The sequence below is a fragment of the Bacteroidales bacterium genome (genome assembly GCA_023229505.1).
Lineage (GTDB): Bacteria > Bacteroidota > Bacteroidia > Bacteroidales > JAGOPY01 > JAGOPY01.
Genome location: JALNZD010000018.1, coordinates 64,387 through 73,802 on the forward strand (window position 1 = coordinate 64,387; position 9,416 = coordinate 73,802).

Genomic DNA, 9,416 nt, shown 5'->3' on the forward strand with positions numbered 1-9,416 from the left:
CTAAGGATCATTAATTTTACAGTCTTAATAGGTGTTTTCAACCTGAAAACTCATTATGATCAAACCAAATTACTATGTTTAGCAATAAAGATTTGAAGCAGATCGCAGCACGGGGTATTTTCATGAAAACCATTGAACAGCAGGTCAATGATTTTAAACATGGCTTTCCTTTTATCAGGCTCCAGGCTCCGGCAACAAAAGAAAATGGCATCCGTACCTTTAATGAAAAGGAAATTCATGAACTCATCACTAATTTCGATCGTACCGCAAAAGATATGAAACTGGTCAAGTTCGTTCCTGCTTCCGGTGCGGCAACCAGGATGTTTAAACATCTTTTTGAGTTCCAGGAGCAGGTTGATAAGCATAAAGCTGATGACAGCGTGTTGGCAGATACGGATTTCAACAGCGCCGGATATTTCTTCAGGAATCTGAATAAATTCGCTTTTTATGATGACCTGAAAAGGATCATGTCGCGGGCTGGTGTCAGCATTGACGATTGTTTTAAGAAGAAAGATTTTAATACCATCCTTGATTTTGTCATGACCGAAAAAGGGCTCATTTACGGCAACCTGCCGAAAGGCCTCATTAAATTTCATCATTACGGGACATTTTCGCGCACGGCAACGGGAGAACACCTGGTTGAAGGGGCGCATTACTGTGCCAACCGGTCCAAGCATATCACAGTCCACTTTACGGTATCGCCGGAACACCTTTCTAATTTCAGGGACATGATTGCTTACGTGCAGCCTTATTATGAAAGCATGTTCGGCGTTTTATACGAAATCAGTTTTTCAGTACAAAAACCTTCCACAGATACGCTGGCGGTTGATTTGAACAATGAGCCATTCCGCGAGAAGGACGGATCGCTGGTATTTCGTCCGGGTGGTCATGGCGCCCTAATCGAAAACCTGAATGACCTGGATTTTGATATCGTCTTCATAAAGAATATAGATAACGTGGTACCTGACCGTTTGAAAGCAGAGACTCACCGTTATAAGAAACTGCTTGGCGGCCTGCTCATCCAGTTGCAGAGCAAATCCTTTAATTTACTCCGGGCCCTCGATAAAAAACCTCCATCAGAAGAGAACATAAAAGAAGCCACCCAATTCTGCGAACAACAGATAAACATCTCATTTCCTTCCGATTTCAATCGTTGGGAAGAGAGCAGGAGAGTGAAATTCCTGCAAAATATCCTCAACAAGCCGATCAGGATATGCGGAATGGTTAAAAATGAAGGTGAACCCGGCGGGGGTCCGTTCTGGGTGAAAAACAAACAGGGAGAAATATCTTTACAGATTGTAGAATCTTCGCAGATCGATCTGAAAAATGCAGAGCAAAAAAAGATTTTCGGGTCATCTACCCATTTTAACCCGGTAGACCTGGTCTGTAGCCTTAAAAATTACAAAGGCGAAAAGTTTGATCTTCACCAGTTTATCGATCACAACACGGGTTTTATCTCCATTAAATCGAAAGATGGAAAGCAATTAAAGGCCCTTGAATTACCCGGGCTCTGGAACGGTGCCATGGCCGACTGGATCACTGTATTTATCGAAGTGCCTATCATCACGTTTAATCCTGTTAAAACAGTTAACGACCTTTTGAGGGAGCAACACCAGAATTAGGACAAAGTTCAAAGGGCAAAGTTGTCATTGTTTATTCAATTTAACCTGACGGGTCTGGCGACGCCATCAGGTTTGGTTTTTCTTGAACAGTGGAAAACTAATTCGAATCAGCACCAATTTTTCCGAAAATTTTCCATTAATTTTAGAAAATCATATTTGCCAGTTTGCTGGTTGTATTAAGATTACCTTCACTTACATCCGATGCGGCTTAGATTACATATTGAGCTTGAACACAACGACCGCGGAATCATCCCGGTGAATTACCAGTATGCGGTTTCGTCGTGGATTTATTCAAGGTTGGCGGTTGCCGATCCTGAATTTTCGTCATGGCTGCATGAGCAGGGATACAGGGATGGGTTCAGGAGTTTCAAGCTCTTTACTTTTTCAAATATTCAGATCCAAGGGAAATTATTTGATGATGACAGGTTAATATTAGCAGAAAAGAATGGTTTCCTGGAGATCAGTTTCCTGGTTGAAGAAGCGATGGGTATTTTTATCAGCGGGCTATTCAATGATGCCGCTTTCAGGATCGGAGACGCCAAGAGCAGTGCGTGCTTTGTGGTACGATCAGTGGAATGTCTCAAAAACCCTGATTTCTTAGAGATGATGAATTACAAGACGCTATCCCCGATCGTGGTAAGCCGTTTTGATGAGGCCAGGGGACAACCGGCTTATCTTTCACCCGATCAGCCTGGCTATGGAGAGTTGTTTTTTAATAATCTTATCCATAAGTTCTCGGTTGCCAAGGGTGCCCAAAACACTATTGACGATGATTTAATGCCCCAAATGGGTAACTTCCGGTTATTATCGGAACCCCATTCAAGGCTGATCACCATCAAGGCCGGGCAAGCCAAAGAATCCAAAATCCGTGGATTTATGTTTGATTTCTCTCTGACAGCGCCTGTTTCTCTTCACCGTACCGGTTATTTTGCCGGATTCGGCGAAAAGAACAGCATGGGGTTTGGGTGCGTGGGGGAGAAAAATAATATATCTTAATTTATATTGTATGAGTTTAGACACAGTACTTCAAATTGGTAAAGTTCTCCGCGGTTCGGAGAATAGCCTTAAATATTTCAAATATGTGGAGCCTTGCCCGAAAGATTATAAAACAGGAGAGTGGCCAATTTGTATTTCAATCCCAATCAATTCTGATTTTTCTTTTGATTGGAATGGGACCAAAATTACACCAGAGAATGAGCGTAGTAAACTTTACTATTTGAAGTTTAAGACCTCTGATAGTGATGGCTTAGTGAAATACGTTTTTGGTGACATTTATTTTAACAAAAAAGCCACAATTAAGAAAGATGGTTCTATTGAATCAGCCGAAGGAGGGTATTACAGGTTAGATAATCCTAATCATACAAATGCCTCATTCAGATCAAGTTCTTTTAATCGCGGAATAAATGATTATAAAGACATTATAAATTCACAAAAGAATAATTCGACATGTATGATGCAAAAATTCCATGAGGAAATGGAAAAAAACATTACATATATTGAAAGGATTCTAAAATATATACCAGCTATTTATAATCATTTTGAAAACAAGAATGATCTAACCATTAAAGATTTTCTTGAAAATGAAGAAAATCTGTATTCAATTACAATAGAACAAAACTTTCAAAAAATTTCTAATCCTAATTTAAAGAAAGTGGGAATTACGGCAGAATTGTTGGATTGCGATGAAACTCAAAAAAAATTACTTTTTGATCTTACTAATTTGGCTATATTCATCCACTTCGAGTTTCCAGAAAAACTACATTGGTATCAATTCACAGAGGACATGAGCTTTTTGAATGCCAAAGTACTTTCAGAATTCGTAGACAATACACAAGATGGTTTGGTTTTGAAAAAAACTCTATACAAAACTCTATGTTCTGGAGATAAGAAGAATGATATTCAATTTCCATCGTTCAGAGACACAAACAAGCACAAATCAAAGAATTTTGATATTGATAGTTTGCAAGATTTGTTTTATGCGATTGACTATACAGGAAAGGGAAATGTTATTTCTGGAACTGACATCAAATTAATAGTTTTACCACGAGGTGAAAAACTCACTGTAAAAGACTATGATGACTTTATTGAGAAAAGAGATGAAGCAAAAGTTCTTGCAAAAAACAAAAACAGCATTCAAAATTCAACAGATCCGCTTTTTGATTTCTTTTCCGATGATGAAAAGAATATTACTTCTTTTGATCTGATATTTTGTAAAAAGGGAGGGCTATCGTCCCCTGATTCTGATTTAATTGAACTCTCAGGCATAGAAAAAAGCAAATTACGCCTAATCAGGGAAAGAGTTCGCCAAATATCTCAAGAGATAAATCTGGAAAGGAAAAGCTTTCTGAGAACAGAAAAGGATCTCTATCCAATGACTATTGATTATTCGTTTCGGAGCATTTTGGGAAATCCACAGACAGATCCTAAAACCGGGAAAATATCTTACAAACCTAATCCGAAGTATCAATCACACCTATTAAAAGTAGTACCACTTATTTATTCCGATAATTACTGCCATGATGAGGTACTTTTATCCGCTTTCATTCAGAATGTGGAATTTAGTATCCGATTAGGCGATGAAAAATTCAACTTCTTAAAATTTGATTTAAAATTTCTTTATAAAATACGAAATACTAAAACCGATAAATTTATGGAAATCACATCATCCGAAAGTTACCAAGTTGGGCTCATGCTTGGAGTATTGGCAAAGAACCTAAGCCAGGAGATTAATTCATTTGAAAAAAACTACGTGGGTAACCTTACCCGAAGAATTGGGAACATGGCCGATTTTATTAAACTAAAAAATGAAATCGAACAAAAATTAATTATGCACGATAAAACCAAGTATACCTATCAAACCTCGTATGATCTTGCACAAAAAGTCAAGGAATTTAAATCGAGGTACGATAAAGAAGAATGTGCATTTGGCTTTATGGAAAGCTACTTTAAGCCAATTTCTTAAGCTGCAACAAAAGCGACTGAAAATACAGAAAAATATAACCAAAAACCCTAAAAAATATATATAAAATGGAAAACGAATTAAAAAAATCAGAAATTTTGTTTTTGTACGAAACTTCGTATAACATTCCTAATGGCGACCCTTTCACCGGAGAACAGCGTTACGATGAAGAAACCAAGAAAATATTGGTTAGTGATGTTCGCATGAAAAGATATGTTCGAACTTATTTTGAAGAAATCAAAGGATTACCTATATATGTAAGTGAAAAAACAGGTGCAGGTAAAAGTGATTCAAAAGGGGTCTTAAGATGGATTGCTGAAAACAGAAATGAGAAGAAACTCACCAATATTGGTGAAATATTAAAAGAACAAATCGATGTAAGGTTATTTGGAGGTATTTCGACATTGAAAGATGAAGAAACAAAAGCCATTAAAGTGGATAATAAAGAATGTACTAATGGTCATGTTCAGTTTACAGGTCCAGTTCAGTTTGCTCTCTTAAATCCTTCTCTCAACGAAATAAATTTAAGGATGCATCAAAATACGACACATTTCATGTCTAAAGACACAAATACACAAGGGTCTATTGGTACGACAACCTTAGTCCCTTATTCATTAATGCAAATTCACGGTTGGGTAAATCCTAAAGTTGCAGAAAAAACTGGAATGACTGAGAATGATTTGAAATTAATGTATGAAGGACTTTGGTACGGAACCAGTGGTGATGGCAGCTCCCATTCGCGCAGTAAGGTCGGACAAAACTCGGTTCTCTTGCTTGAAATTGAATATTCAAAAAATAATTTTAAAGTATATGAAGTAGACAGATTAATAAAAATAGAATCGAAAGACGACAAAAAAGGGGAACAACTGCGTAGTATGGACGATTACAAACTTGATTTCTCAAAATTGTTTGAAGCAGCTAAATCAGATAAAGTGCAAAAAATTAAATTTTACACTGAGATTGAATCAATCAAATCAGAATTAACTGGGAAAACAAAATTTGAAGCAATTGTGTTATGAAAGGTTTCCAACTAATCATAGGAGGTAATTGGGGGCATTTCAAAAAACCGGAAACGAATAATAATCCACTGTCTCACGATTTAATTACTAAAACCGCTCTGATTGGACTAATAGGGGCCGTGCTGGGAATTGAGCGTGAGGATATGAGAAGTAAATTTCCGCAATTGTCGGAAGATTTACTTTATGGGGTTCTGTTACTTAATCCGGTAAAGAAGATTTCATGGGGCTTTACCAGTAGAACGGCAATTAGCCCGACTGCGGAAGGAACACCAAAGTATTTTGAGTTTTTGAAAGACCCCAAATTTTTGGTTTCAATAGCATTGAAGAACGTGCAATCAAGTTCTATTTTTGAAGAATTCAAGCTTGCCATTAAAGAGCAACAAGCTGTTTATCCGCCTGTATTAGGTTGGCATAATTGTCCTGCCAACCTCCATTGGGAATCGGAAGGTGATTTCTCGGAAATCAAAAATGGAACATTTGAAACCAAAGGATTTGTGCTTACAGGAGAACACACTCCCAAGGATATTTCGGGCGGTTTTCGAATTGGTTTTGACAAAATGCCCACTTTTCAGAATGAAGATTTCTGGAATTTACCGGATAAATACAAGAATGTAATTTATCCCGATTGTCCTCATTCAATTACGGTCAAAGGGGACTACTACGAATATCAATCATCAAAAGAATTAGAAAGATGGTGCCTGATATAAACACACTTCGGTCTCATCCTGCTAAATTGTTATTAGAACATATTCAGGGTGTCCGAAACAATACGAGGAAGCTAACCAACTCCAAAATTGCGGATTTGGTGGCGATTTTCCATGATTTAGGAAAGATAAATCCAAATTTTCAAAACAAGCTTGATTCTGACAAAACAATGAATGGTTATGCAAATCATTCCTATTTGTCAGCTTATACTTTTTTCTGTGCCTTCTGTTGTTCAAAACAAAACATGGAAGCATTAAAGCAGTTTTTGGTAGTTGATACTTTCGGCCAGAATAATTTTATTGCATTAACAGTGTCAATTGCCAAACATCATGGTAATTTGCCTGACTTTTCTCCAAAATGCGGAGAAAACGAATCCTTCGCAAGTATTTTATCAAAAGATGAAAATTCTGCACTATTTAAGTTTCTTGATCAGGAGAAAAACATACCTGTTTCTGAATTCGTAAATCATTTTATAAGCGTTGATGATTTCCGACAATTTCTGACAACACCTAAATTACAACAAGGCTACTCTGAACAATTGGTCTTCAATGGAGAAAAAAACAAATCAGCTTTAGACTTCTTTTTAGATTACCAACTTGCATTTGCTAGTGTGATACAGGCAGATAAAGCCGATGCCGCAAAATTTGACAATTTCATTGACCAACAAGTGAAAGAAGTTGAAACATTTGCAGAAGGTTTCAGCAGTCAACTTGACTCTTATTTGGAAAGGTTGAACCAGGATTCAGCATTGAACCAATTGAGAACAAACATTCGTAATCATGCCGTTCAAAATATCCGTACTGGTTTGAAAGAAAACGTAAGAGTATATGAACTCACTGCTCCGACAGGTTCTGGCAAAACATTAATGATGCTTTCTTTAGCTTCAGAAATCATCAACGCAAAAGGAGCAAAAAGAATCATCTATGGCTTACCGTTCTTGTCCATCACAGAACAGGTTGAAGCGGAAGTGTTGAAAATATTTCCAGAAACGACAGATTACATTCAGCGGATTGATTCCAAATCAGAAAACAACCGATTCGAAGACATTCAAAAAGAATTGGAGAATAACCCAACTGAAGAAAAGATACTCGAAGCAAATTTGCTGGAGTTTCAGGAAAACACTTTCGCTTATCCTTTTGTAATTACCACCTTTGTTCGCTTTTTCGAAACACTTTTAAGCAACCGAAATGCCGAATTATTGAAATTGCCAAACTTTTCCAAATGTATTTTCCTTTTGGACGAGATTCAGGCATTGCCTCCACGTTTATATGGTTTCTTTGTAGCTTACCTGAGTAAATTCTGCGAAAAGTTTGACAGCTATGCGATCATTTCAACAGCAACTCAACCCAAATTTAGTTTACCGGAAAATAATACAAAGGCGAGAAACTTCTTCTATGACTACAAAAATCCAATGCCATTATTGCCTTTGACCTATTTTGAGAATGATTTGTTCAACCGCTATCAAATAGAATTTGACAAGGAACCTATAGAACTTGAAATTCTGAAAGAACAAATACTTTCCGAAAACCAATCGATATTGATCATCCTTAATACAATTGATGACACCAAAGAATTATTCAAATTACTACAGGACGAATTGGATAAAGATGAAATATTATTACTGAATACGCATTTCACCCCAGAACATCGGAAGCAAAAAATCGCTTTAACCAAAGAAAGATTAAATCAAAAACGAAGAATCATCGTTATTTCAACCCAACTAATTGAAGCTGGCGTTGACATTGATTTCCCGGCATTGTATAGGGATTTTGCCACTGTTGCCAGCATTGTTCAATCAGCTGGTCGTTGTAACCGTAATGGTAAGCTTGATTCATTGGGAAGAGTGAAACTTTTTAAATTACGGAATAAAGGTAAAATCCGGTCTGATATTATCTATCAAGGTAAAGACAAAGAAATATTGCGATTCACAAAAGAGTCATTCTCTGAAAACCAGTATCAGGAGAAAGAATTACTCAATGTTCAACGGGAATTTTTCCATCGAATTCAGTCTGAACTAAACTTTGCAATGCATTCTCAAAATAGCCCAAGAATTGAATTTGATTTTTTGAAAGATATTCAAGAATGTCAGTTTGATAAAATCGGGAAGTTTCAATTAATTGACAAACAGCTTTTTGGGGAAGAATTTCAGTATTATGTTCCTAAGGACAACAACGATAAAAAATTTGAATCCCTTTTAACTATTCAGGATGAAATTAAAAATTTGTTTGAAAAGGATAACTTTAATAGAAACGTCTTTTTTGCTAAGAAAAACATCCTTAAAAACCATTTAAAATCAATGACAGATCAGATTATTTCGGTGCGCATCAGTAGCAAACATGTAAAACCAAAGTTAGCTAATGCAAGGCATTTTAATGGTATTTATAAGATTGCCTCTGAGTCTTATACCTTTGAAAGTGGTTTGATCCTTACCGGTGATAATTGTTTTCTTTAATAATATTTCTAAATGAAAAATCCCCTCCCCTCCCCCCGCATCGCCGAAATGCTCGGCTGCGACAATGTCTGCATTGTCAATCCTCACACGCTGGAACCAGGATGGATTCCGTCCGGTTTGCAATATGATACATTCGATATAAATTGAAATTAAATATACCGTGCCTGACGGCACTTAATGATTACGTGAATGATAAATCTCTACCGATATAAAGCCCCTGACGGGGCTTGAACCTTGAAACAAATTGAAAAATGATTCTATACCGATATTTTGTCCCTGACGGGACAGGAAGGTAAAAGCAAAATCAACGATTTGAACAGCATAGCAAGCCCCGGATATTGTTTTCAGCTATTAAGCCCGGAAAATATGCACATAATTCCGGTTTGATAAACATTATTACACGCCATTTGGCATACCTTTGGATTGTCCCGTCAGGGACAAAATATCGGTAGAAAACGAAATATCAATGAATTAAAAGTCCCGTCAGGGACGGCATAAAAAAACCATGGCAAATACATACACACAAATCCACATTCACGCGGTTTTTTCCGTTCAAAACCGGGAATGCATCATCCGGAATTCCTGGAAAGATGAACTGTATAAGTATATCACAGGAATTATCCATAACAATGATCACAAACTATTGGCAATTAACGGAA

7 protein-coding genes are annotated in these 9,416 nt (G+C 36.9%); all 7 read left to right on the forward strand.

Annotated elements, in window-relative coordinates; all coding sequences use genetic code 11:
• Window positions 1-74 precede the first annotated feature (74 nt).
• Complete coding sequence (locus M0Q51_08285; protein ID MCK9399971.1) at window positions 75-1,622, forward strand: DUF4301 family protein; 1,548 nt, start codon at window positions 75-77, stop codon at window positions 1,620-1,622.
• 201 nt (window positions 1,623-1,823) lie between these two features.
• The gene (cas6, locus tag M0Q51_08290; protein ID MCK9399972.1) at window positions 1,824-2,618 is read left to right on the forward strand and encodes a CRISPR-associated endoribonuclease Cas6; all 795 of its coding nucleotides are present in this window, start codon (window positions 1,824-1,826) and stop codon (window positions 2,616-2,618) included.
• 10 nt (window positions 2,619-2,628) lie between these two features.
• Window positions 2,629-4,584, forward strand: coding sequence for a hypothetical protein (locus M0Q51_08295; GenBank protein ID MCK9399973.1), 1,956 nt, complete (start codon window positions 2,629-2,631; stop codon window positions 4,582-4,584).
• A gap of 65 nt (window positions 4,585-4,649) precedes the next feature.
• Entirely contained in the window at window positions 4,650-5,600 is a 951-nt protein-coding gene (locus M0Q51_08300; GenBank protein MCK9399974.1) for a type I CRISPR-associated protein Cas7, read from the forward strand.
• Complete coding sequence (gene cas5 / locus M0Q51_08305; GenBank protein MCK9399975.1) at window positions 5,597-6,307, forward strand: CRISPR-associated protein Cas5; 711 nt, start codon at window positions 5,597-5,599, stop codon at window positions 6,305-6,307. The genes M0Q51_08300 and cas5 overlap by 4 nt, the downstream gene beginning before the upstream one ends.
• Window positions 6,292-8,757, forward strand: coding sequence for a CRISPR-associated helicase Cas3' (cas3, locus tag M0Q51_08310; GenBank protein MCK9399976.1), 2,466 nt, complete (start codon window positions 6,292-6,294; stop codon window positions 8,755-8,757). Before cas5 ends, cas3 begins: the two co-directional genes overlap by 16 nt.
• A gap of 505 nt (window positions 8,758-9,262) precedes the next feature.
• Window positions 9,263-9,416 (forward strand): transposase (locus tag M0Q51_08315; GenBank protein ID MCK9399977.1); only part of this gene is annotated, 154 nt, incomplete at its 3' end.